Below are 24,141 nucleotides of genomic sequence, written 5' to 3'. Positions count from 1 at the left end.
CGTTACTTAAAGTAGGCATGAGGCTGTTGTTCACCACACTGCGCGCGTTGACGCAGCAGATGATCCATAAGCACAATCGCAGTCATCGCTTCGGCAATAGGAACAGCACGTAGTCCAACACAAGGATCGTGACGACCGTGAGTTTCAACTTCGATCGTTTCACCAGCAGTATTAATTGTCTGACCAGCTGTGGCAATACTTGGCGTTGGCTTCAAGGCGATGCTGGCAATAATCGTTTGCCCGGAACTAATACCACCTAAAATCCCGCCGGCATGATTAGATTTAAAACCTTGCGATGTCATCTCGTCACGATTTTCACTACCGCGTTTACTCACGACAGCAAAACCATCACCAATTTCTACGCCTTTTACTGCATTAATACTCATCAGTGCATGAGCTAAATCAGCATCTAAGCGATCAAACACCGGCTCACCAAGACCAACCGGAACGTTTTCTGCTACCACCACAATTTTAGCACCGACCGAATCGCCGGCTTTTTTCAGATCTCGGATTAAAGCATCTAAGGCTTCCAGCTTACTTTCATCCGGGCAGAAGAACGGATTTTGCTCTACTTGCTGCCAGTCTTTGAGTTCACAAACGATCGACCCCATTTGCGCCAGATAAGCACGTACCGTAATACCTGAATGCTCACGTAAATAGGCTTTAGCAATCGCACCTGCGGCAACACGCATCGCTGTTTCACGAGCGGAAGAGCGACCACCACCACGATAATCCCGAATACCGTATTTTTGCTGATAGGTATAATCGGCATGACTTGGACGAAACAGATCCTTAACGTGGCTATAATCCTGAGAACGCTGATCAGTGTTTTCAATCAACAAACCAATACTTGTTCCGGTCGTTTTACCTTCAAATACGCCTGATAAAATCTTCACTTCATCAGGTTCACGGCGCTGCGTTGTATAACGGGAAGAACCCGGACGACGGCGATCAAGATCATGTTGTAAATCTTGTTCTGACAGAGTGAGTCCCGGCGGAACACCATCTACAATGCAACCAAGCGCCACACCATGAGATTCACCAAATGTTGTGACTTTGAAAAGTTTGCCGATGCTATTTCCTGCCATGTCTCCACCTATAAAATTTCTTCAAATAAATCAATTAGTTATAAATTTAACAATATTCGCTAAGTTGTTGTTTTGTCAATACAAATACGCCATCACCACCGTTCTCAAACTCGATCCACAGGAACGGAATATTTGGATATTCGTGTTCAAGTGCAATAGCGCTATTACCCACTTCACAAATTAAAATACCTTCGTCTGACAGATAATCAGCAGCATGGGCTAAAATACGGCGTACTAAATCCAGACCATCGATCCCTGCTTCCAGCGCCAGTTTTGGTTCTGATGCAAATTCTGCTGGCAGATCGCTCATATCTTCCTGATCGACATAAGGCGGATTACATACGATAACATCATATTTCACTGCCGGCATATCATTAAACAGATCGGAACGAATTGGGATCACGCGGTGTTGCAATTGATGAGCATTGATATTAATTTCTGCCACTTCAAGTGCTTCTTCAGAGATATCAACCACATCAACTTCAGCCATCGGGAACTCATGCGCACAGGCAATACCGATACAACCGCTACCGGTACAGAGATCTAAAATATGCTTTGGTTCAGCGTCAATCAGACCTTCAAAATGCTGATTAATCAGTTCACCAATTGGTGAACGAGGAATCAGAACTCGTTCATCAACATAAAACTCATGGCCACAAAACCATGCTTTATTGGTTAAATATGGTGTTGGCGTGTGATGTTCAATACGTGCGATAACACGTTTAATAATCAGATGTTTTTCAGGTGTAGTGAGTGCTGCTCCATAGATTTCCTGAGGCACTTCAATGGGTAAATAGATGGTTGGAAGTACCAACTGAACCGCTTCATCCCACGCGTTATCTGTGCCATGTCCATAATAAATATCTGATTGATTAAATTCAGAAACAGTCCAACGAACAAAATCCTGAATCGTTCTCAATTCAGTCACAATTTGTGAAATCGACGATTTATCCACAAAAACCTCAGCCAATATATGAGTAGATTAATAATAAAATAATTTTATATTCTAGGGGCATTGATTAGAGAAAACAATGACAGAACCGGAATAAATCCTTAAAAACCAAAAAACTTTAGACTATACTGATAAACCCTAGTTAATAGTTATAAGGCCATATCATGCAACACTTACAAGCAATCATTGAAGCGGCATTTGAACGCCGTGCCGAAATTACCCCAAACAATGTTGATGCAGCTACTCGCGACGCTGTACAACAAGCTGTTATGTTACTGGACAGTGGTAAGAAACGGGTTGCAGAAAAAATTAATGGAGAATGGATCACCCATCAATGGCTTAAAAAGGCTGTGTTACTCTCTTTTAGAATTAATGAGAACAAACTGATCGACGGTTGTGAAACTAATTACTACGATAAAGTACCATTAAAATTTGCTGACTATGATGAAGCACGTTTTCAGCGTGAAGGCTTCCGCGTAGTTCCATCAGCCATCGCCCGTCAGGGTGCCTATGTTGCCCGCAATACCGTACTGATGCCCTCTTATGTCAATATTGGCGCTTACGTTGATGAAGGCACAATGGTTGATACCTGGGTGACTGTTGGTTCTTGTGCTCAAATTGGTAAAAACGTGCACTTATCAGGTGGCGTTGGTATCGGTGGCGTACTTGAACCATTACAAGCCAATCCAACCATTATTGAAGATAACTGCTTCATCGGCGCACGTTCAGAAGTGGTTGAAGGTGTGATTGTGGAAGAAGGCTCAGTGATTTCCATGGGTGTCTTTATTGGTCAAAGTACTCGTATTTATGATCGTACAACTGGTGAAATTCATTACGGACGCGTACCAGCCGGATCGGTGGTCGTTTCTGGTAATCTTCCGTCCAAAGATGGTTCATACAGCTTATATTGCGCAGTAATCGTGAAAAAAGTAGATGCTAAAACACGCGGAAAAGTAGGCATCAATGAATTATTACGTACCATTGACGAGTAAAATCGACTATCATATTCAATAATTATCGCAATTATCTGTTAAAGACTTCATCAGACACTGTTTGATGAAGTTTGTTTTTATCTGTAAATAAGGGGAATACCATGCCATCTTTTGATATTGTCTCTGAAATTAATATGCCGGAAGTACGTAATGGCGTTGAAAACGCGACACGTGAACTTTCAACACGTTTTGACTTTCGTAACATTGAAGCCAGCTTTGAACTTAACGAAAAAGAAGAAACGATTAAAGCGACCACAATTTCTGACTTTCAGCTCAACCAATTACTGGATATGCTAAGAGAAAAACTGGCTAAACGTGGGATTGATGGCGGAGCACTAGAAATTCCAGAAAACTTTGAGCATAGTGGTAAAACTTATAGTGTTGTGGTCAAACTAAAACAAGGAATTGATAAAGAGTTATCAAAGAAAATCGTTAAACTGATCAAAGACAGCAAACTTAAAGTTCAGGCTCAAATTCAGGGCGAACAAGTGCGCGTAACGGGTAAATCCAGAGATGATTTACAGGCGGTGATGGCGCTCGTCAAAAACGGTGAACTTGGTCAGCCTTTCCAGTTTAATAACTTCCGCGATTAATTTACAAAGTTAATTAATAACAAAAAGCCCTGATTATGTTTAATAATCAGGGCTTTGTATTTTATAGCCTATTAACCTTTTTTCTCATCCACATAAAAACACGCTACATCATGTTTATCATAATTGATAAGATGTGGTTGCTCTTTACAGCAGCGATCAAAAGCAAAACGACAACGCGCATTAAACGCACAACCAACAGGAGGATTCAGCGGGCTTGGTAGTTCTCCTTCCAGCTTAATGCGTTCACGGCGCAGCTCTGGCGTTAGCCTTGGTGTTGCTGACAAGAGTGCCTGAGTATACGGATGCAGTGGATTATTAAAGATCATTTCTTTTGTACCGTATTCAACGCAGCGGCCTAAATACATCACCATCACATCATCAGCTAAATGTTCAACGACTGATAAATCATGAGAGATGAAGACATAAGACAGTCCCATCTCTTCCTGCAGATCCATCATCAGGTTTAGCACCTGAGCACGCACAGAAACATCCAGTGCAGAAACCGGTTCATCGGCCACCACAATATCAGGATCAAGCATTAGTCCACGTGCAATCGCAATACGCTGACGCTGACCACCAGAGAACATATGGGGATAGCGGCTGTAGAATTCCTCTTTCAGGCCTACTTTCGCCATCATCGACAACACTTTGGCTTTACGTTCATCTTTGGTTAAATCAGTATTGATGAGCAGTGGCTCTTCTAAAATCGTACCGACTTTCTTTCTTGGATTAAGCGAAGAATATGGATTTTGAAATACAATCTGAATCTTTTGGCGACGTAGCTTTTGCTGCTCTGCCGTATGGGTGAGTAAGTCCTCGCCTTTGTAGTAAATTTGTCCTTCGGTCGGTGTTTCAATCATGGTCAGCAAACGACCAAGAGTCGATTTACCACAACCTGATTCACCCACAATCGCCAGCGTTTTACCCTTTTCTAAGGTAAACGAAACGCCATCCACCGCTTTAACAAATTTCTTGGGAGCAAATAGTCCGGACTTCGCCTGATAATATTTTTTCAGATCTCGTGCATCAAGCAAGATATCTGAGGTTTGCTTGTTACTCATGCACTGGTCTCCCTTCATCATCTAATGGTGTATGACATTTTACCTGACGTCCAATTTCACCTTTGAGTGGTGGCTCTTCCTTGCGACAATGTTCTGTCGCATACGGACAACGAGGATTGAGCAAACAACCTTGTGGACGGTCATATTTACCTGGCACCACACCCGGCAGTGACGCTAAACGCTCTTTATCCTGAGTGAATTCAGGCAGAGAACGCAGCAGTGCCTGAGTATAAGGATGACGAGGGAATTTAAAAATTTCTGACGCATCACCCGTCTCAACCACTTGTCCTGCATACATCACGATAATTTTTTGGGCCGCTTCAGCAACAAGAGCCAGATCATGGGTAATCAGAATTAACCCCATATTCTCTTGTTTTTGTAGTGCCAGAAGTAGTTCGATAATTTGTCCCTGAATGGTTACATCCAGCGCTGTCGTTGGTTCATCAGCAATCAGCAGTTTTGGCTTACAGGCAATCGCCATTGCAATCATTACGCGTTGACTCATACCACCAGATAACTGGTGCGGATAAACTTTTAAACGAGATTCTGGGTCAGGAATACCAACCTGCTCAAGTAGCTCAATAGTGCGTGCACGTAAGGCTTTTTTACTGCCCCCCTGGTGCACTTTTAACGCTTCCATAATCTGGAATTCAACGGTGTAACAAGGATTTAAGCTGGTCATTGGATCCTGAAAGATCATCGCCACTTCTGACCCCACTAAGCGACGACGTTCTTTTTCAGAAATCTTCTGTAGATCTTTATCATTAAAATAGAGACCTTGCGCCATCACTTTACCCGGATAATCGATAAGTCCCATAATCGCCAGTGAACTGACTGATTTACCAGAACCTGATTCACCAACAATACCAACCACTTCACCCTGATTAACCTGATAACTAATCCGATCAACCGCACGGAACGGATGTGCTCCGGAACCAAAATGAACAGAGAGTTCATTCACATTTAATAATGCCATTATGCTCTCCCCCCATTATTGTTTTAGTTTAGGATCAAGCGCATCACGCAAACCATCACCCATTAAGTTAAATGCCAGTACCGTCAGAAGAATGGCAATACCCGGGAATGCAACTACCCACCAGGCAGATTGCGCATATTGCAGCACATCAGCCAGCATAGTACCCCACTCAGGTGTTGGCGGCTGAGCCCCCATACCTAAGAAGCCAAGTGCTGCCATATCAAGAATCGCATTAGAAAAACCTAAGGACGCCTGAACAATCAACGGCGCTAAACAGTTAGGTAAGATATTGATAAACATTTGGCGGAACTTGCCAGCCCCGGCAACACGGGAGGCAACAACATAATCACGACCGACTTCGGATAATGTCGCTGCACGCGTTAAACGAATATAGTGAGGTAATGCAACAAAAGCCAAGGCCATAGAGGCATTGACAATCGACGGACCAAAAATAGCGACCAGAACAAGCGCCAATAACAAACTTGGTAATGCCAGCATAATATCGACCAGACGCATAATGAGTGCATCTAAAGCCCCACCAACATAACCGGCAATCAAACCTAGTGTAATACCAAGAATGAGTGAAATAATAACGACTAAGCAACCTACCAGCAGCGATAAACGAGCACCGTAAATTAAACGGGAAAGAATATCGCGACCAACGTCATCAGTACCTAAAATGAATTGCCAGCTACCACCGTCCATCCAAACCGGTGGAGCAAGGAGTGAATCACGGAATTGTTCTGATGGTAAATGAGGTGCTACAAAATCAGCGCCCAGTGCCATCAGTAACACAAAAATTATATACACCAAACCAACGACTGCACCTTTATTCTGTTTAAAATAGAACCAGAACTCTTGCAGTGGTGTCAGTGGCTTTGGCGCAGCTAAAGTTATTTCTTCAGACATGATAAATTTCTCTTATTTCTTATGTCTAATACGCGGATTAATCACGCCATACAGTAAATCAACGATTAAGTTGACCAAAATAATCAACGAAGCAATCAAGAGCACACCACCCTGTACAACCGGATAGTCACGTCTTTGTAGTGCTTCAATCATCCAGCGACCAACGCCAGGCCATGAGAAAATCGTCTCAGTTAAAATCGCCCCAGCAAGCAGTGAACCGACCTGTAAACCAATCACTGTCACAACAGGAATCATGGCATTACGCAGCGCATGCACCACAATAATACGAATACGACTTAAACCTTTGGCACGAGCGGTACGAATATAATCTTCACTTAACACTTCAAGCATTGAGGAGCGTGTCATACGCACAATAACCGCCAGCGGAATAGTCCCAAGGACAATGGCTGGCAAAATAAGGTGTTGCACCGCATCGGTAAAGTCGCCCGGCTCACCCCAGATAAAAGTATCAATCAACATAAAACCAGTGAGTGGCATCATGTCATCCAAAAATACGGTATCACTGATACGACCTGAAACTGGCGTTAAATTAAGATGAACGGAAACTAAAGTAATCAGCATCATCCCCCACCAGAAGATCGGCATGGAGTAACCAGTCAGTGAAATACCAATTGCGGTATGATCAAAAATAGAGCCACGTTTTACTGCCGCCAGCACGCCAACTGGAATCCCGATCGAAAGAGCAAAGATCATTGCACTAACACCCAGTTCAAGTGTTGCTTTAAAACGTGGAACAAACTCTTCCCACACTGGGATCTGGCTTTTGAAAGACTTCCCTAAATCGCCATGTAGTACGTTATAGAGATAGTCAAAATATTGTACGTAAAGTGGTTTATCTAAACCAAGCTGCGTCATAAGCATTGCATGACGCTCTGGAGATACTCCTCGTTCGCCAACGAGAACCAAAATTGGATCACCAGGAATCAGATGTATAAAAGCAAAGGTCAGTAAAGTAATTCCAATAAACGTAGGAATAATCAGACCAAACCGTTTGAGAATAAATTGAAACATGCTCGTTTATCTCATCATTGCTAACCGATTTATTTAAAACAGGTTAGAGATTTTTTATAATTTTTAATAACAACAATTGGTAAAATACAGGAAAGTTCTAAGTGATTAGCTTAGAACTTTCCATGTCAGTGATTAATTCACAGTTATTTCATCGTAACGCGATTGAAATTATGTAACGCTAATGGGTCCATGATATAGCCCTGAACATCTTTACGTACTGGCATATACACCATTGAGTGAGCAATCATCAGCGCAGGTGCCTGATTAAACATCTCAACCTGAGCTTGTTTATAAAGCTCTACACGACGATCATGATTTGACTCGACACGTGCTTGTTGTAGTAGTTTATCAAACGGCTCATAGCACCAACGAGAGTAGTTAGTTCCTGCCGTAATCGCATCGCAGCTCATTAAAATACTGTAGAAGTTATCCGGGTCACCATTATCCCCTGACCAGCCCATAAGCACGGTTTGGTGCTCACCACGACGGATACGGGATAAATACTCACCCCACTCATAGCTGACGATCTTAGCTGTTACACCAATTTTTGCCCAGTCAGCCTGAATCATCTCAGCCATACGACGCGCATTTGGGTTGTAAGGACGTTGAACTGGCATTGCCCATAAATCGATAGTAAAGCCTTTTTCAAAGCCCGCTTCTTTTAATAGCTCCTTAGCTTTTTCTACATCATAAGGACGGTCAACGATATCGTTGTTATAGCCCCACATTGATGGAGGAATAAAGTTAGTTGCTGGTTGTGCTGCACCCTGGAATACTGCATCGATGATCGCAGCTTTATTCACAGCGACAGATAATGCTTCACGCACTTTTAAATTATCTAAAGGTGGTTTTTCGATATTAAATGATAAGTAACCGATGTTTAAACCAGACATTTCATGAACATCGATATTGTTATCCGCTTTCATGCGTTGTACATCAGCAAGATTTGGATAAGGCATCGCCTGACATTCACCTTTTTGCAGCTTAGCAAAACGTACTGCCGGGTCAGGTGTGATAGTGAAGACTAAACGCTCAATTTGTGCTTTAGGTCCCCAGTAATCAGTAAATGCACGATATAAAATACGGGAATCTTTTTGATATTGCATAAACTGGAACGGACCAGTACCAATAGGTTGCAGGTCAAATTTCTCTGGTGTTCCTGCTTTTAACATTTGATCAGCATATTCAGCGGAGAAGATTGAAGCAAAGGCCATCGCCATATTCGCAAGGAATGGTGCTTCTGGCTGGATTAAGTTAAATCTTACGGTTTTATCATCGATCTTTTCGATGCTCTCAATTAACTTATCCATCCCCATACTGGTGAAGTAAGCGTAGTTACCACCAGAGACTTTATTGTAAGGATGATTTTCATCTTTTTGACGCATGAACGAGAAAATCACGTCATCAGCATTCATGTCACGTGTTGGTTTAAAATCACGCGAGGTATGCCATTTTACCCCATCACGCAGATGGAAAGTATAGTGTTTACCATCTTCGCTGATTTCCCAGGATTGTGCCAGACCCGGCTCAATTTCAGTGGTACCTAATTTAAATTCAACTAAACGGTTATAAACCGGTACAGCACCTGCATCCATTGAGATACCGCTGGTTACAACCTGCGGGTTAAAATTTTCTGGTGATGCCTCCGCACAATAAACAAGCGTATTTGCTGACACGCTTGTCGTTGCAACTAATCCCAGTAACCCTGCACCAAGCATTATCTTGCGCTTGTACTTTTTCAGACTATTCATAACTTTTCGACTCCATTTATAAGTGAGTTAAGTAATGGGAACAACTTTTATGTACCACCCAAGACAACTAAACTAAGTAATACGACTAAACGTATACTCACATGAAACAACAAAAATATGCAAAAAATAGACCAACTTAAATACAAAAGGGCTTATTCAGCCCTTTTTTTACTACTGCTCGATTTTCTCAACAGTCAGTATCAATCCATCAACGTCTGTAACGATAACCTTAGTACCCAGAGACAGATCGTGTGAACTGGTTGCAGACCAGCTGCCATCTTTAATTTTAACCCGACCAGAACCGTTGATAATAGCGCTGACAACCACTGTTTTAACGCCAATCAGTTCATTTCTTGGTTGGTTTAACTGGCTTTTAACTGATTTATCGCCGTGCTTCTTCATCCATAACCACCAGACATACGCAGTGATTAACGTGAAAACAGCAAACAGAATCCATAAAACGATCCACGAAAACGCAGGAAATAGCCAGGCAATTACACCAACCAGAACCGCAGAAATACCGCTCCAGAGGGAATACCCGCCAGTACCCAGTAATTCAACGATAAGTAGCACACCACCAAGGGAGATAAATACCCAATGTGGTGCAGCTAAAAGTGATGAGAATATATCAGTCATCGAATATATTAACCTTTCTTAATTTCACCGATTAATTCAGTAATACCACCGATACTGCCCATCAGGCTTGAAGCATCAAGAGGCATCATAATAACTTTACTATTTGATGCTGAACCAATTTGTTGTAATGCATCAGTATATTTTTGTGCCACGAAGTAGTTAATCGCATTGATATTACCGCTGGCAATTGCGTCAGAAACCATTTGTGTTGCTTTTGCTTCCGCTTCTGCCGCACGTTCACGCGCTTCTGCTTGTAAGAACGCTGCCTGGCGATCACCTTCTGCTTTTAAGATTTCAGATTGTTTTTGACCTTCAGCACGTAAAATTGCCGCCTGACGAACACCTTCTGCTTCAAGAACATCAGCACGTTTGTTACGCTCAGCTTTCATCTGCGCATTCATCGCTGCCACAAGTTCTGTTGGTGGACGAACGTCACGAATCTCGATACGAGTGATTTTTACACCCCAAGGGCTGGTCGCTTCATCTACAATACCAAGTAAACGAGAGTTGATATGGTCACGTTGAGATAACATTTCATCCAGCTCCATAGAACCAAGAACAGTACGGAAGTTGGTCATGGTTAAATTAATTACTGAACGCTCAAGATTGTTAACCTGATATGCTGCTTTAGCCGCGTCTTGCACCTGAATAAAGCAAATTGCATCAATTGATACGTTCGCATTATCTTTAGAAATAACTTCTTGTGACGGAATATCAAGAACTTGTTCCATCATATTAATTTTACGACCAATACCATCCATGTATGGGATAATAATATTTAAACCCGGCTCAAGTGTATGGGTATATTTACCAAAACGCTCAATCGTGTATTGGAAACCTTGCGGTACAATTGCAATTGCTTTAAATACAGTAACCAGTGCCAGCAGCACCAAAACACCAATAACAATATATAGTGACATAATTTTCTCTTGCTTATTTTTGTTTAATAGTAGAATTCTGTTTACATCCAGAGGCTGATTTCACCACGCAAAATCAACCAAGTTTATAATACACAAATTCTACTCTATTGCCTAACAGACTTTTTATAGCTATAAATTTCAAATAAAATCAAAAAATTACCAATCCAGTGCCATTAAAAACTGGCGTAATTTCGCAAAATCTGCCGACATAAAATGTGATAACAGCGGTAAGTCAGCACGCTGCGCCAGCTCTTTTGGTAAATCGATTTTATGTTTTAAGGTCTCTTCAACCACTTCACGGAACTTAGCCGGGTGAGCAGTACCAAGGAACAGGCCATATTCACCAGCTTGCAGCTGATCACGTAGTACCCGGTAAGCAATGGCACCATGTGGTTCAGATAGATAGCCTTTACTATCAAGCTCACGCATGGTCTCTTTGGTAACTTCATCATTTACGGCACCATGAGAGAGCGACTTCAGTGCCCAGTTTTCGCGCTTAAAGATCTCTTCAATACGTGGCCAATTATTTGGCTGACTGACATCCATCGCATTAGAAAGCGTTGCTACCGTTGCATGAGGTTCCCACACACCTGTTTCTAAATATCGAGGTACCGTATCATTGGCATTAGTGGCTGCGATAAAGCGTTTAATTGGCAGCCCCATCGTTTTAGCCAGTAAACCCGCGGTTAAATCACCAAAATTACCACTTGGAACAGAAATGACTAGGTTTTTGCGTTGCTGTGCATTTAACTGAGCATAAGCTTCAAAATAATAACAAATCTGCGCCATTAAACGGCTGATATTAATTGAGTTGGCAGAGTTTAAACCAATCGCAGATTTTAGCTCCTGATCGTCAAAGGCATTTTTAACCAGTGCCTGACAGGCATCAAAGTCACCATCGATAGCGATCGTATGAATATTATCACCCAGTGTGCAGAACAGTTTTTCCTGCAGAGGGCTAATTTTACCATTTGGATACAGGATAACTACACGGATATTAGGCAGATGATAGAAGGCGTGCGCCACCGCCGCACCAGTATCACCTGATGTTGCCGTTAAAATTGTAATTTTATTGTCTTTAGCCACCTGTACTAAAGCTTGTGCCATAAAACGGCCACCAAAATCTTTAAAGGCCAGTGTTGGGCCATGGAAAAGCTCTAATGTGCCGATATCACTTTCCACTGATTTAACCGGAGCCGGAAACTGGAATGCGTTACCAACACAGCGTTTAACATCTTCTGCAGAAATTTCATCACCAATAAATGCTGATAAAATCTTAGCGCTACGATCGACAAAATTCAGTTGTAATAACTGTTCAATTTCAGTCGCTGAAAACTTAGGTAAATCCTGCGGGAAGAATAAACCCTGTCCACGTCCAAGCCCCTGACGCACTGCCTGAGCAAAACTTACTTGTTCTGAATGATCTTTTAAATTATATAGTTTCATAGTCTTTTTCCGTTATTCTGCTACTGGCGGTGAATCACTCTTGCGCCTTGTTTATCAATCTTACAGATATGAATAAATCCGTCACTGTTTTGTAAATAGTGAACCTGTAACCACTGTGATATGGCTTCTGCCTGCTGTTTATTTTCTGCTACCACAAACATTGTCGGGCCGGAACCAGAAATACCACTTGCCAGAGCGCCAAGCTCAGCTACACCAGCTCTGACATTATCGAAGTTAGGTAATAAATCTTTACGGTAAGGCTCGGCAATGACATCCTGCATTAAAGCCGCTGCAAGTTTTGGCTGATTAGTATAGCAAGCATGCACAAAACCACCAGCATGACGGCCATGATCAACGCAATCCTGCTTCTTATATTGTGCAGGTAAAATTGCCCGCGCTTCAGCCGTTGAGACTTTGATACCCGGATAAGCCATCACCCAGTACCAGTCATCAAAAACCGGTAATGACTGGCTGATCACGCCGCCTGCATTAAGGATAAGTTGCATACCACCTAAATAACACGGCGCCACATTATCATAATGTACACTGCCGGAGATTCTGCCTTCCAGCTCACCCATCATGGTTAACATTTGAATTTCATCAAATGGGCGATCAAAAAACTCATTTAATGCGACAAAAGCACCGACTACAGAACAGGCACTGGAGCCCAGACCAGAACCAATTGGCATATTTTTTGCCAGCGTCATTTCAACGGGTAATTTTTTACCCATCGCCTGACAAAAGCGTTCCCAACATTGGTACACAATATTGTATTTAGGGTTTCTTGGTAGCTTTTTGACAAAATGTCCTTCACTTTTTAAAGAGAAAGTATCTGCGGCTTTAACCGTAATACAATCTCCTAAATGCTGACCGTCGATTGGACTGACCGCTGCACCTAAAATATCAAAACCAACACTGACATTAGCCATTGAAGCCGGCGCATACACAGTTATTTGTTTAGTTGTCATTTATCCACCTAATTTTGCTGATGTCGTACGGAGTATATCGGCAAAGACACCGGCAGCTGTTACATCATTACCTGCACCATAACCTCTTAGTACTAAAGGTATAGGTTGATAGTAACGGGTATAAAATGCCAGCGCATTTTCACCATTTTTAATCTTAAACAGTGGATCATCGCTGTCCACAGCTTCAATTTTAACTGAGCACTGACCGTGATCAATACTACCGACATAACGTAATACTTTACCTTCCTTAGCAGCTTTCTCTACCCTGTCTTTAAACTCAGCATCTAAATCAGGCAGACGTTTTAAGAATGTATGTACATCACCTTCTGAATAAGAAGCAGGAAGTACAGATTCGACATTGATTTGCTCCAGTTCCAATTGTAGACCTGATTCACGGGCTAAAATCAGTAATTTACGGGCGATATCCATACCAGATAAATCATCGCGCGGATCTGGTTCAGTGAAACCCTTTTCTTTAGCTTGTAAAGTCGCTTCTGATAACGACATTCCTTCATCTAACTTACCGAAAATAAAGGACAGAGAACCAGAAAGGATACCAGAGAAACGAATCAGCTCATCACCGGCATTTAATAGGTTTTGTAGGTTTTCAATCACCGGTAAACCGGCACCCACGTTAGTATCATACTGGAACTTACGTTTACTTTTTGCCGCCGCCTGACGCAGGCGCTGATAATAACTCATAGAGCTGGTGTTAGCTTTCTTATTTGGTGTCACTACATGGAAACCATTTTCTAAAAACTCAGCATATTTATCAGCCACTGCACTACTTGAAGTACAATCGACTAAAATCGGATTAAGCAGGCGATTATTTTTAGCAAACGCAATCAGATGCTCGAGTTCAAAAGCGGTTTCGCTCTGCTTCACTTTCTCACGCCAGTTAGTTAAGTTAATCCCATTGGTATCTAAGAGCACATGGCGTGAGTTAGCCAGACCGCAGACACGTAAATCAATCTGTTTATTCTTCAGCCACTCTTGTTGACGCTCAATTTGATCAATCAGCGCACCACCAACGCCACCAACACCAACCACAAACACGTCTAAGATCTGGTCAGTGCCAAATAGCATTTGGTGTGCTACTTTGACACCCATAACAGCGATATCATTATCGACCACAACAGAGATCGAACGTTCTGATGAACCCTGAGCAATAGCTACAATATTAATACTAGCCTGTGCCAGTGCGGTAAAAAATCTTGCTGACAGACCTTTCATTGTACGCATTCCGTCACCTACTACTGAGATAATCGCTAAACGTTCAATGATTTCAAGAGGTTCAAGTAATCCATCTTTGAGTTCTAAATAGAACTCTTCATGCAATGCTTCTTCTGCCTGATAAAGCTCAGATTGTGGCACACAGAAACTGATACTATATTCTGATGAAGACTGAGTGATTAATACCACCGAAATGCCAGCATAAGACATGGCAGAGAAAACACGTGCCGACATACCAACCATACCTTTTAAACCCGGGCCAGATACGTTAATCATCGCCATGTTGTTTAAATTAGTGATACCTTTCACCGGATAATTAATATCTAAATCTTCAACCCCGATAATCGTACCCGGAGCATCAGGATTATTGGTATTTTTAATTAAGCAAGGAATCTGGAACTGAGCGATAGGAGAGATAGTACGCGGGTGTAACACTTTAGCACCGAAGTAAGAAAGCTCCATCGCCTCCTGATATGACATTGATTTAAGCAGCTTGGCATCAGCCACAATACGCGGGTCACAAGTATAAGCACCATCAACGTCAGTCCAGATTTCACAGTAGCTGGCACGCAGACAGGCAGCCAATACCGCTGCAGAATAATCAGAACCATTACGACCTAAAACAACCAATTCACCTTTATCATTACCAGCAGTGAAACCCGCCATTAAAATCACTTCATCATCAGCGATATTTAGCTGAGCAATACGACGAGTTGATTCATTAATATCAACAGTTGATTCTAAATAACCACCATGGGCAAGAAGCATTGACACCGGATTGATAACAGCCACTTTATGTCCGCGCGCTTTGAGTACTGCCGACATAATGGCGATAGAGAGCTTTTCACCACGGCAGATAATCATCGCATTAACACTATCTGGACATTGTCCAAGCAGAGCCACACCATGTAATAGCTGTTTTAAGTTAGCAATCTCTTTATCAACAAACTCTTTCATTTCTGCATAAGCAAAACCCGGCAATTGCTTGTTCAGGCCTTCTAATATGTCAGCAAAGATTTTTTCTGCATCATACATATTACTTTGGATGTCTTGCCCTGCGACCGTTTTTTCAACCATCGCGACCAGATGATTAGTAATTTTTGCCGGTGCAGAGAGTACGGTAGCAATCTGTTCTTGTTTTAATTTGTTTTCGATAATATCTGCTACCCGAAGAAAACGTTCGGCATTAGCAACGGATGTACCTCCAAATTTTAAGACTCTCATATTGCACCCTTTCTCTTGTTTGTTGATGGTCACAGTAAATAAATAATCTTCAGACATAAAAAAACCCGCCAATTTTAGCGGGTTTTATATTGATCTTTTAACAGCAATATCAACCCGCTCTGCTACCGGTGGTCCCAGAGGTGGTAATAATAATGGTGCCAAGAACAATATTTAGTATCATTAATTTAGCTTCTTCGTTAATTCTATATAACTACATTCTGTAAGGTTTTAAAGTAAAACAATCCGCTTGTCAATAAAATATCTTAAATTATTTACATCGTACGGTTTTATTTACAGCTTAAAAAATAATGGAACCTAAAAACAAATCAGCCCGACATAAGCCGGGCTGATAAAATATTAAAATACTTTTTTGCTTTCTTCGTACTTCACGACGACATCATTCATCGCCTGATAAAGTTCGGCTGCATTACTCTTTTGCAACGCAGCATTTAAAGTATTCAGATAACTGAGCATGAGCTTTTGGTTATCTTCAGCAAATTGAGGCGACACTTCCTGATCTTCATATAACATGACGTAAGTACGGGCAAAACCAAAGATAAGAAAATAAACAGCCGCATTAGCTGAATCATCCTTAATAAGGGTTTGCATGGCGTTACGCAGGTTTACATAAGAATCTGTACCCGGCAAGCTTTTAGCAAAATTGGTCACTGCTTGCGTAAATGTCATCTGTTATAACCTCAATAAAAAATAGAGTGGAAAAGAATAGCAACGCTAAAAAATAAGTGCAAGTGTAATTTTAGGAAAATGAGTAATTTGCTACAACAAAGTAAGATATAAGCATTAAAAAAAATGCAAATAAATCAAGGGGTTGAAAATATTTAAATTATTGATTTATTTGCATATTCTCAATGAAAACTACATATTTTTAGCAACACTCATTCCCGCTGGAGCCTGTGCTGTTGGCATAATCTCAATACTATTAACATTAAAATGTTCAGGCATACTGATTAACCAGGAAATAGTATTAGCAATATCACCCGCAGTGACAAAATCAACGCCAGTATAGACTTCTGCTGCTTTTTTATCATCACCAAAACGTACATTAGAAAACTCTGTTCCGCCACACAGACCGGGCTCAATATTTGTCACACGAATCTTTTTACCCAGTAAATCAGTACGTAAATTTAAGCTGAACTGACGTACAAAGGCTTTGGTTGCCCCATACACATTGCCACCTTTATATGGATAAGTACCAGCGATTGAACCCAGATTAATAATATAGCCATGATTACGTTTAACCATCTCAGGTAACAGAGTATGGGTTAATTTAATCAGTCCTAAAATATTAGTGTGTACCATCGTATCCCAATACTGAAAAGGCACCTCATTAGCAGGTTCGAGGCCAAGTGCAAGTCCGGCATTATTGATCAAAATATCAATCGGTTGGAATGACGGAGGGATTTTACCAGGTAAAGCCTCAATGGCGGTCAAATCGGTAACGTCTAATTGCAGGGGCAGGAACTTATCCCCCAACTCTTTTTGCAGTTCTTGTAACTTATCAAGTCGTCTTGCTGTGCCAATAACAGAAAATCCATCAGCGATAAGTTTTTGACAGATCGCTTTACCAAAACCAGCAGAGGCACCGGTAACTAATACCACACTCATGTTATTCTCCCAAGTAGTACTCAATAGATAACTAACTATGTTAGTATATGGGCTGTTATTTTGTTTGTTAAGGGTTATTTGCCTGTTTTATTAGGAGAACAATTGTGGTCACCGTCTATATTGCACTTGGCAGTAATCTGGCAAATCCACTAGAACAAGTTAATAATGCGCTTAAGGCAATATCCCTTATTCCTAAGACGGCCTTTATCGCAGTTTCTCCTTTTTATCGCAGTAAGCCCCTTGGCCCGCAAGATCAGCCTGACTATCTGAATGCTGTTGTGCAAATACAAACGGAGTTGTCGCCAGAACAGCTCCTTGACGAGACACAAAAGATTGAACAACAACAAGGTCGAGAGCGAAAAGCCCACCGCTGGGGACCGCGCACTCTGGACTTAGATATTCTCCTTTATGGTAATCAAACTATTCAAACCCCTCGTCTGACTATTCCTCACTACGATATGCAAAACAGAGAGTTTATGCTCTATCCATTATTTGATTTAGCACCAGAACTTATTCTGCCTGACGGTGTCATATTACAATCGTTATTGAAGCGCATTTCGATGAACGGAATGACTAAATGGTAAACAATACGCTGTTTAAATAATCAGTATTTTTTGATAAAAAACTGAATATAAACAAAGCCATTTCAAATAATCGAAAAAAACAACTTGTGAACTGAAAAATAATTGCTATAGTTTAGCGTTTCTGATTATTAGGTGACCTGATTTTTCAGAAAATAGACACTGAAATTAATTGTATATAGGAGATTGCAGTGAAGAAGGAACAAAAAGCAGCCTCATCATCTTTAAGTATTTTAGCGATGGCCGGACTTGCGCCATACCAAGAAAAGAAAGGTGAAGAGTACATGAATCCTAAGCAGCTTCAGCATTTTAAACTAATTCTGGAAGCCTGGTTAGAGCAGTTACGTGGTGAAATGGATAAGACGGTAACACATATGCAAGATGAAGCCGCCAACTTCCCAGATCCCGCTGATCGCGCTACACAAGAAGAAGAATTTAGCTTAGAGCTACGTACTCGCGACCGTGAACGTAAACTAATTAAAAAAATTGAAAAAACATTAAAGAAAATTGAAGACAACGATTTTGGATTCTGTGATTCTTGTGGTGTTGAGATTGGTATTCGCCGTTTAGAAGCCAGACCAACAGCCGATCTTTGTATTGATTGTAAAACTGTAGCTGAACTCCGTGAAAAACAAATGGGGTACTAATACAGTCAGTAAGTCTTAACGATGCATTACATTGGACGTTTTGCACCATCTCCTTCTGGTGACCTGCATTTCGGGTCACTGGTTACCGCAATCGGCAGTTACCTTCAGGCTAAATCTCAACATGGCACATGGCTGGTTCGAATCGAAGATATCGATCCCCCGCGTGAAATTGCTGGCGCAAGTAAGCGTATTCTCTCTGTTTTAGAAAGTTTTGGTTTGTACTGGGACGATCAGGTTTTATACCAATCTGATTGCCATGAACGTTATCGTGAAATCATCCATCAATTACTAACTAGCCACCATGCCTACTATTGTGATTGTACCCGACAACGTATTCAGTCTTTAGGCGGATTCTACGATCAACATTGTCGTAACCTGCATTTAACACCAGATACCAGCTCCCAACCGTTAGCCATACGTTACTTGCAAAATAATCCAGTTTATCAATTCAGTGATAAATTAAGAGGTCTGCAACAAGTTAATAAAAAATTAGCAGAAGAAGATTTTGTGATTTTACGCCGCGATGGCCTGTTTGCCTATAATTTAGCGGTAGTTCTGGATGATCATTATCAGGGAGTGACTGAAATTGTGCGCGGGGCAGACTTACTTGAACCTACCGTCAGACAAATTGCTTTTTTCCGGCATTTTCAGTGGAAAGTCCCAGACTTTATTCATCTACCCTTAGCATTAAACAGTGATGGTAGTAAGCTCTCTAAACAAAATCACGCGTTGCCGGTCTCTGGTCAACCGGTAGTACAAACTCTGGGTAGAGTATTAGAATTTCTCAACCAGTCTCTACCAGAAAACTGGCAGGACGGAACAAAAGAACAATTGCTTGACTGGGCAATAAAGCACTGGGATCTGACTCGTGTACCAAAACAGGATCAATATCTAACCACCAATTTGTGACAGGTTTTTTAATACCCCGGTTTGGTGTTGTTGCAAGAAATGGCTTTCTGGTTTACGCTCCAGCGCATGTAAGATTCTATTTTTAAGATCATCGCTTTGACTACTATTTTGTAGTAAATCACGAATATCAATTCCCTCATTACCAAATAGACAAAAATGAAACTTACCGGATGAAGAAACCCGCAGGCGATTACAGCTCTGACAAAAGTTCTTTGAATACGGCATAATCAGACCGATTTTCCCCTGATAATCAGGATGTGAATAGACTTTAGCTGGCCCATCCAGTTCACCTTTCAACTCCAGTAGCCAACCCTGTTCGATAAGTTGTTTTTCAATAACGGCACCAGAGGTGTGATAGCGCTGAAAGAACGTAGCACTTTCACCGGTTTCCATCAATTCAATAAATCTGAGTGAAACTTTACGATCTTTAATCCAGTTCAGGTAATCGCTTAATTTGTCACTTAAACCTTTTAACAAAACCGTATTAATTTTAACGGAAGGAATCCCGACTTCAAGCGCCCTTTCTACCCCAGCTAAGGTTTCTTTTAATTTATCCTGCCCGGTGATTAATGCAAAGCTATTAGCTGATAAACTATCCACACTAATATTAATCGCATTAAGTCCTGCAGCTTGCCAGTGATGTACATCAGAAAGTACCCGATAGCCATTAGTTGTGACAGCCACTGTTTTAATTTGTGAGTGTTCACTTACCATTGCAACCAAATCAGTAAAATCACGGCGTAACGTTGGTTCACCACCTGTTAAACGAAGTTTATTGATCCCCAGTCCGACAAAACCTTTAACCACATTTTCCAGTTCATTAAAAGAGAGAAACGATTGATTACCGGCCTGATAGCCATCAGGCAAGCAATACTGACACTGAAAATTACAGCGTTCAGTTACAGATAGGCGAAGATAACGAAATCTTCGTTGATAATTATCAATGAGTTGCATGTCAGTAAAAACACCTTTCCAGTCGGGAGGCATAAGCATTTCTGCGTTACACCCGGTGGCACCTGTTAATGTCACGGCCATTAATCCATATAAAGTGATTGTTTAAACAACCGTTTACTTAGGTTTAAAGGCTTCAGAGTTTTATTTCACAGAATCATTCTATCATATATAAAAGATTGTTAATAAAAGTTTTTAAATATCAGGTTATGGCTCTTGATATATGGAGCCGAAAAGTGAATAATAGGCAAGTGCATTTGCATAAAATTTATTTATTAAACTGTTTTATGCAAATACACAGAAAATAAGCCCTAAATTTATTTGTTTTTACGGTGCAGCAATGGCATCAGACATTGTAAAAACAAGAATATAGCAGTAAGTAAAATAACTTAATTGGCATGAATAACTTATTTTAGTATCAATAAATTGTACAATATTTAATTTAGTCGTATTTAATTTGTTGAAATATTAAATACAAAATATGAAGTAGATTGACAATTTGTCAGTCTCTATAAAATTAGCATACTCACATAATACAATTATAATAAAAGACTAACTAAATAATGAGTATGTGATGTTAAAACAGACTTTTATTAACGTCTATTAATTTAATCATTATTAAAATAGGCTATAGTTCTACCCAATTATGTTGATATTACTTACTTTTCAAAATTAAAGAAAATGAGTGAAAATCAATGAAAAGAATGTTAATTAATGCGACCCAGCAAGAAGAGCTGCGCGTTGCACTCGTTGACGGTCAGAAGCTTTATGATTTAGATATCGAGAGCCCTGGTCATGAACAGAAAAAAGCGAATATTTACAAAGGCACCATCACCAAAATCAATCCAAGTTTAGAAGCCGCATTTGTTTCCTATGGCGGTGAACGAGACGGATTCCTCTCCCTCAAAGAGATCGCTGATAACTACTTCCCTTCTAATATCTCCGGACGTAAAAGTATTAAACATCTTCAGGAAGGTCAGGAAGTTTTAGTCCAGATTGAGAAAGAGATCCGTGGTAAAAAAGGTGCTGCGTTAACAACTTATATCAGCTTAGCCGGTAGTTATTTAGTACTTATGCCAAATGACCCACGTGCTGGTGGTGTGTCACGCCGTATTGAAGGTGAAGACAGAGCTGACCTAAAACGCATTATTGACTCACTGGAAAAACCAAAAGGTATGGGTGTTATCGCTCGTACTGCAGGTGTTGGCAAAAGTCAGGAAGAGTTGCAACAAGACTTAAATGCACTAATGGTGTATTGGGAAGCCATTCAAACTGAAGCGAAAAACCATCCTGCGCCAAGTCTGATCCACAAAGAAAGTGATATTATTACCAGAGCATTTCGAGATTACCTGCGTGCAGATGTCGGTGAAATTCTGGTTGATAATGTTCAGGTGCTAGAAGTTGCTAAGAAACGCTTAGCAGGCCTTGGTCGTACTGAATATCTTAACCGTATTAAACTGTACACCAATGATGTACCGTTATTTAGCCATTACCAAATCGAGTCACAAATTGAGTCAGCTTTCCAGCGTGAAGTTCGCCTGCCATCAGGTGGTTCTATTGTTATCGATACCACAGAAGCACTAACTGCTATCGATATTAACTCTGCTAAATCAATCCGTGGTAGTGATATCGAAGAAACAGCCTTCACAACCAACCTTGAAGCAGCAGAAGAGATCGCACGTCAGTTACGTCTGCGTGACCTTGGGGGTTTGATTGTTATCGACTTTATCGATATGACCCCGATTCGTAACCAGCGTGAAGTTGAAAACTGCCTAAAAGAAGCAATGAAAAACGATCGTGCACGTATTCAAACGACACGTATTTCTCGTTTTGGCTTACTTGAGATGTCTCGTCAGCGTTTAAGCCCGTCACTACGTGAAGCAACACACCATATTTGTCCACGCTGTAGTGGTACAGGTACAGTACGTGATAATAATTCCTTGTCCCTGTCTATCCTGCGCTTAATCAATGAAGAAGCGTTAAAAGACAACACTTCACAAATTGATGTTATCGTTCCAGTACCAATCGCCAGTTATTTATTGAATGAGAAACGCCGCGCGATTAGTAAAATTGAAGCAGAACATCCGGAAATTAAAATTGTTATTGCTGCTGATGAAGAGATGGAAACACCACAATATCGTGTGATCCGTAAGCGTCGTGGCGAAGAAATGGACGTACTAAGTTACGCTCTGCCAAAACTCATTCGTGAACTCGAAGAGGAAGAAGAAGACACAACACCGGAAGTGGTTGAAGAAGAAGCCGTACTTTCTGGTGTAACTGTTGATATTCAGGCAGCGGCAGCAGCGGCTGTGGCAAATTCAGCAGCTAGTAAGCCCAAAGCACAACCAAAGAGTAAAAAACCTGAAGAAAACAAAGGTATTATCGCTTCACTATTCTCAGGCCTACGCAACTTGTTTAAACCTTCAGAAGTTCCTGGTACTGATAAAAAAGAAACCAAGAAAACTGAACACGTTCGTCACGAGAAGAGACCTCGTCCACAACAAAATAGAAAGCCTCGTAATAGCAATAAGACAGAGACTGAAAATAGCTCTCCTGAAACTAAAGAGCCGAAAAACAATCGTCGTTCACGTAATAACAACAAAGGTAATGCAAACAACAACGCAGCCAATGTTGAAACGGTAAAAAATGAAGCTCTGGCAGCAGTTGTTGAAGAAACCAAATCAGCTGCACCAGAAAAACGTGAGCCAAAACCACGCAGAGCACAGCGTAATCTGACTAAGAGTGTTCGTGTTACTGATGGTGAGAATAAAGCAGATACAAAACCAGTTAACGTTGCCCCACTACCGGTTGTGATTCCAAAGCCTGTAGCAGAAGAAGATGCATTACCACTGGAAAGTACAAGTGAAAGTTCAGAAAATATTAACTCAAACGAGGATTCTTCTCGTCGGGTCAGACGTACACCACGTCATTTAAGAATGAATGGCCAGCGTCGTAAACGTCAGAAAGAGAATTATCCATCAGAATCACCAATGCCACTAAGTATGGCAGTGGTATCACCTGAGTTTGCTTCAGGTAAAGTCTGCATTGATTATTCACTACTTACGCCAGTAGTCAACAAGTCAGATGATGCTGAAAATAATAATGATACCTCTGACAGTGCGTCAGTCGCTAATACTCCTGTAGTTGTAGCGCCTGTTACTCATGAACCAGTAGTTACTGTTGAAAAAACAATGACTGAAACAATAGATTTACCATTTGTTGAGCCAGTCGTTTCAACTTCGGTTACTACCACGGAGCCGTCTGTTGCTAATCAACCTGTTAATGAAGCGCCTGCGTCAACGGCACCAGCAACTAACACCGTTGTGGCTGTCCTTAAAGAAACTCAAGTGTGTACTGGGGATAAAGTGACAACAAAAGCTTTAGCACCTACAGATGTTTCTTACCAAAGTCGTACTAAACATTCATCATCAGGTATGACCAAAGCACCAGCTCCGGCTTATGCTCCATCGGACTTCTCTATCACTTATGCTGTGTTCCATGATGAACATTACCGTTTTAACGGTAAAGGTCATGCGGGTGGTAATAGTGCGAACAATCAGGCTTCTGCACAAGCAACCAAACCAACACAAGTAACAGAGTAATTAATAGATCATAAAAAATGGCATTATAATTCCCAATTGGGGTT

The 24,141-nt window shown here is 41.1% G+C and carries 21 protein-coding genes and 1 riboswitch; of the genes, 6 read left to right on the top strand and 15 right to left on the bottom strand.

All coding sequences use genetic code 11. From position 1 onward, the window contains the following. Window positions 1-2: 2 nt before the first annotated feature. The gene (gene aroC, locus IPMB12_RS03700) at window positions 3-1,088 is read right to left on the bottom strand and encodes a chorismate synthase (RefSeq protein WP_166915069.1); all 1,086 of its coding nucleotides are present in this window, start codon (window positions 1,086-1,088) and stop codon (window positions 3-5) included. A gap of 46 nt (window positions 1,089-1,134) precedes the next feature. Continuing rightward, window positions 1,135-2,043 carry a 50S ribosomal protein L3 N(5)-glutamine methyltransferase gene (gene prmB, locus IPMB12_RS03695; RefSeq protein ID WP_166915067.1) on the bottom strand — a complete coding sequence of 303 codons (909 nt, stop codon included), beginning with the start codon at window positions 2,041-2,043 and terminating at the stop codon, window positions 1,135-1,137. Window positions 2,044-2,204: 161 nt separating this feature from the next. Here prmB and dapD point away from each other — a divergent pair, with 161 nt between their 5' ends. Together dapD and IPMB12_RS03685 are read left to right on the top strand one after the other, a co-directional pair. Next, window positions 2,205-3,032, top strand: a complete 828-nt coding sequence (gene dapD / locus IPMB12_RS03690; RefSeq protein ID WP_166915065.1) for a 2,3,4,5-tetrahydropyridine-2,6-dicarboxylate N-succinyltransferase — start codon at window positions 2,205-2,207, stop codon at window positions 3,030-3,032. Window positions 3,033-3,133: 101 nt separating this feature from the next. Continuing rightward, the gene (locus tag IPMB12_RS03685; protein WP_166915063.1) at window positions 3,134-3,625 is read left to right on the top strand and encodes a YajQ family cyclic di-GMP-binding protein; all 492 of its coding nucleotides are present in this window, start codon (window positions 3,134-3,136) and stop codon (window positions 3,623-3,625) included. 71 nt (window positions 3,626-3,696) lie between these two features. Here IPMB12_RS03685 and IPMB12_RS03680 read toward each other — a convergent pair whose 3' ends face one another. The 12 genes from IPMB12_RS03680 to IPMB12_RS03625 all read right to left on the bottom strand — a co-directional run bounded on the left by IPMB12_RS03680 (window position 3,697) and on the right by IPMB12_RS03625 (window position 17,407). Next, window positions 3,697-4,686, bottom strand: coding sequence for a peptide ABC transporter ATP-binding protein (locus IPMB12_RS03680; protein ID WP_166915061.1), 990 nt, complete (start codon window positions 4,684-4,686; stop codon window positions 3,697-3,699). Beyond that, the gene (gene dppD / locus IPMB12_RS03675) at window positions 4,679-5,662 is read right to left on the bottom strand and encodes a dipeptide ABC transporter ATP-binding protein (RefSeq protein ID WP_166915059.1); all 984 of its coding nucleotides are present in this window, start codon (window positions 5,660-5,662) and stop codon (window positions 4,679-4,681) included. The genes IPMB12_RS03680 and dppD overlap by 8 nt, the downstream gene beginning before the upstream one ends. 15 nt (window positions 5,663-5,677) lie before the next feature. After that, window positions 5,678-6,571 carry a dipeptide ABC transporter permease DppC gene (dppC, locus tag IPMB12_RS03670; RefSeq protein ID WP_166915057.1) on the bottom strand — a complete coding sequence of 298 codons (894 nt, stop codon included), beginning with the start codon at window positions 6,569-6,571 and terminating at the stop codon, window positions 5,678-5,680. A 12-nt stretch (window positions 6,572-6,583) separates the two neighbouring features. Further along, complete coding sequence (dppB, locus tag IPMB12_RS03665) at window positions 6,584-7,603, bottom strand: dipeptide ABC transporter permease DppB (RefSeq protein ID WP_166915055.1); 1,020 nt, start codon at window positions 7,601-7,603, stop codon at window positions 6,584-6,586. A gap of 143 nt (window positions 7,604-7,746) precedes the next feature. Continuing rightward, window positions 7,747-9,354 (bottom strand): ABC transporter substrate-binding protein, encoded by a 1,608-nt coding sequence (locus tag IPMB12_RS03660; protein ID WP_166915053.1) that lies wholly within the window; start codon window positions 9,352-9,354, stop codon window positions 7,747-7,749. A 171-nt stretch (window positions 9,355-9,525) separates the two neighbouring features. Continuing rightward, on the bottom strand, window positions 9,526-9,990 hold the full coding sequence (locus IPMB12_RS03655) for an NfeD family protein (protein ID WP_166915051.1): 465 nt from the start codon (window positions 9,988-9,990) through the stop codon (window positions 9,526-9,528). A gap of 8 nt (window positions 9,991-9,998) precedes the next feature. Beyond that, window positions 9,999-10,910: an SPFH domain-containing protein gene (locus tag IPMB12_RS03650; RefSeq protein WP_166915048.1), complete on the bottom strand. Its 912-nt coding sequence runs from the start codon at window positions 10,908-10,910 to the stop codon at window positions 9,999-10,001. A gap of 156 nt (window positions 10,911-11,066) precedes the next feature. Further along, a complete protein-coding gene (gene thrC, locus IPMB12_RS03645; RefSeq protein WP_166915046.1) occupies window positions 11,067-12,356 on the bottom strand; it encodes a threonine synthase in 1,290 nt (429 codons plus the stop codon). 20 nt (window positions 12,357-12,376) lie between these two features. Next, complete coding sequence (thrB, locus tag IPMB12_RS03640) at window positions 12,377-13,324, bottom strand: homoserine kinase (RefSeq protein ID WP_166915044.1); 948 nt, start codon at window positions 13,322-13,324, stop codon at window positions 12,377-12,379. After that, window positions 13,325-15,781 carry a bifunctional aspartate kinase/homoserine dehydrogenase I gene (gene thrA / locus IPMB12_RS03635; protein ID WP_208293541.1) on the bottom strand — a complete coding sequence of 819 codons (2,457 nt, stop codon included), beginning with the start codon at window positions 15,779-15,781 and terminating at the stop codon, window positions 13,325-13,327. It abuts the gene before it with no gap. A gap of 357 nt (window positions 15,782-16,138) precedes the next feature. Continuing rightward, window positions 16,139-16,468, bottom strand: coding sequence for a hypothetical protein (locus IPMB12_RS03630; RefSeq protein ID WP_166915040.1), 330 nt, complete (start codon window positions 16,466-16,468; stop codon window positions 16,139-16,141). Between the two features lie 189 nt (window positions 16,469-16,657). Next, window positions 16,658-17,407 (bottom strand): SDR family NAD(P)-dependent oxidoreductase, encoded by a 750-nt coding sequence (locus IPMB12_RS03625; protein ID WP_166915038.1) that lies wholly within the window; start codon window positions 17,405-17,407, stop codon window positions 16,658-16,660. A 104-nt stretch (window positions 17,408-17,511) separates the two neighbouring features. Here IPMB12_RS03625 and folK point away from each other — a divergent pair, with 104 nt between their 5' ends. From folK to gluQRS, 3 genes are all read left to right on the top strand, one after another. After that, window positions 17,512-17,991 carry a 2-amino-4-hydroxy-6-hydroxymethyldihydropteridine diphosphokinase gene (gene folK / locus IPMB12_RS03620; protein ID WP_166915036.1) on the top strand — a complete coding sequence of 160 codons (480 nt, stop codon included), beginning with the start codon at window positions 17,512-17,514 and terminating at the stop codon, window positions 17,989-17,991. 236 nt (window positions 17,992-18,227) lie between these two features. Then, window positions 18,228-18,635, top strand: a complete 408-nt coding sequence (dksA, locus tag IPMB12_RS03615; RefSeq protein ID WP_407704069.1) for an RNA polymerase-binding protein DksA — start codon at window positions 18,228-18,230, stop codon at window positions 18,633-18,635. 21 nt (window positions 18,636-18,656) lie between these two features. Further along, window positions 18,657-19,544, top strand: coding sequence for a tRNA glutamyl-Q(34) synthetase GluQRS (gluQRS, locus tag IPMB12_RS03610; protein ID WP_166915032.1), 888 nt, complete (start codon window positions 18,657-18,659; stop codon window positions 19,542-19,544). Here the strand turns inward: gluQRS and moaA are convergent. Then, entirely contained in the window at window positions 19,527-20,531 is a 1,005-nt protein-coding gene (gene moaA, locus IPMB12_RS03605; RefSeq protein WP_407704068.1) for a GTP 3',8-cyclase MoaA, read from the bottom strand. The genes gluQRS and moaA overlap by 18 nt on opposite strands. Beyond that, window positions 20,494-20,649, bottom strand: a riboswitch (molybdenum cofactor riboswitch). Its footprint overlaps the gene before it by 38 nt. 541 nt (window positions 20,650-21,190) lie before the next feature. On the opposite strand from moaA, the gene rne reads away from it, so the two are divergent. Then, window positions 21,191-24,097 (top strand): ribonuclease E, encoded by a 2,907-nt coding sequence (gene rne, locus IPMB12_RS03600; RefSeq protein ID WP_166915030.1) that lies wholly within the window; start codon window positions 21,191-21,193, stop codon window positions 24,095-24,097. The last annotated feature ends 44 nt before the right edge of the window (window positions 24,098-24,141 follow it).

Origin of the sequence: Zophobihabitans entericus, assembly GCF_011745665.1 — a bacterium.
Classification (GTDB): Bacteria; Pseudomonadota; Gammaproteobacteria; order Enterobacterales; family Orbaceae; genus Zophobihabitans; species Zophobihabitans entericus.
The sequence above is the reverse complement of the archived record's forward strand: the minus strand, read 5'-3'. Positions and strand labels throughout refer to the sequence as shown.

Bases quoted from the DNA above. Each gene is read 5' to 3' on its own strand.
- aroC (WP_166915069.1), bottom strand. From the start codon at position 1,088: ATGGCAGGAAATAGCATCGGCAAACTTTTCAAAGTCACAACATTTGGT.
- dapD (WP_166915065.1), top strand. From the start codon at position 2,205: ATGCAACACTTACAAGCAATCATTGAAGCGGCATTTGAACGCCGTGCC.
- IPMB12_RS03685 (WP_166915063.1), top strand. From the start codon at position 3,134: ATGCCATCTTTTGATATTGTCTCTGAAATTAATATGCCGGAAGTACGT.
- IPMB12_RS03680 (WP_166915061.1), bottom strand. From the start codon at position 4,686: ATGAGTAACAAGCAAACCTCAGATATCTTGCTTGATGCACGAGATCTG.
- dppD (WP_166915059.1), bottom strand. From the start codon at position 5,662: ATGGCATTATTAAATGTGAATGAACTCTCTGTTCATTTTGGTTCCGGA.
- dppC (WP_166915057.1), bottom strand. From the start codon at position 6,571: ATGTCTGAAGAAATAACTTTAGCTGCGCCAAAGCCACTGACACCACTG.
- dppB (WP_166915055.1), bottom strand. From the start codon at position 7,603: ATGTTTCAATTTATTCTCAAACGGTTTGGTCTGATTATTCCTACGTTT.
- IPMB12_RS03660 (WP_166915053.1), bottom strand. From the start codon at position 9,354: ATGAATAGTCTGAAAAAGTACAAGCGCAAGATAATGCTTGGTGCAGGG.
- IPMB12_RS03655 (WP_166915051.1), bottom strand. From the start codon at position 9,990: ATGACTGATATATTCTCATCACTTTTAGCTGCACCACATTGGGTATTT.
- IPMB12_RS03650 (WP_166915048.1), bottom strand. From the start codon at position 10,910: ATGTCACTATATATTGTTATTGGTGTTTTGGTGCTGCTGGCACTGGTT.
- thrC (WP_166915046.1), bottom strand. From the start codon at position 12,356: ATGAAACTATATAATTTAAAAGATCATTCAGAACAAGTAAGTTTTGCT.
- thrB (WP_166915044.1), bottom strand. From the start codon at position 13,324: ATGACAACTAAACAAATAACTGTGTATGCGCCGGCTTCAATGGCTAAT.
- thrA (WP_208293541.1), bottom strand. From the start codon at position 15,781: ATGAGAGTCTTAAAATTTGGAGGTACATCCGTTGCTAATGCCGAACGT.
- IPMB12_RS03630 (WP_166915040.1), bottom strand. From the start codon at position 16,468: ATGACATTTACGCAAGCAGTGACCAATTTTGCTAAAAGCTTGCCGGGT.
- IPMB12_RS03625 (WP_166915038.1), bottom strand. From the start codon at position 17,407: ATGAGTGTGGTATTAGTTACCGGTGCCTCTGCTGGTTTTGGTAAAGCG.
- dksA (WP_407704069.1), top strand. From the start codon at position 18,228: ATGGCCGGACTTGCGCCATACCAAGAAAAGAAAGGTGAAGAGTACATG.
- gluQRS (WP_166915032.1), top strand. From the start codon at position 18,657: ATGCATTACATTGGACGTTTTGCACCATCTCCTTCTGGTGACCTGCAT.
- moaA (WP_407704068.1), bottom strand. From the start codon at position 20,531: ATGCCTCCCGACTGGAAAGGTGTTTTTACTGACATGCAACTCATTGAT.
- rne (WP_166915030.1), top strand. From the start codon at position 21,191: ATGAAAAGAATGTTAATTAATGCGACCCAGCAAGAAGAGCTGCGCGTT.